1 protein-coding gene is annotated in these 236 nt (G+C 42.8%); it reads left to right on the top strand.

What is annotated here, in order from left to right; genetic code table 11:
- Positions 1-236: hypothetical protein (locus ACS604_RS19010; protein ID WP_474772675.1), on the top strand; the 236-nt coding region annotated here is incomplete at both ends.

Genomic DNA, 236 nt, shown 5'->3' with positions numbered 1-236 from the left:
GCATCAGGTAATGTCACCATTACAGGTGTCTTGAAAAATGTTCCGGCAGATGCGACGAATACAGTCGTTACTGTTGTTATTAATGGTCAAACCTATACTGCAACTGTAGACAGTGCAGCAGGTACGTGGACAGTAAGTGTACCAGGTAGTGGTTTAGTTGCTGATACAGATAAAACCATTGATGCCAAAGTAACCTTCACTGATGCAGCAGGTAATAGCAGCACAGTTAACGATAC

The sequence above is a fragment of the Acinetobacter sp. Li1LvA2 genome, assembly GCF_056156705.1.
This window is presented reverse-complemented; position numbering and strand designations above follow the sequence as displayed.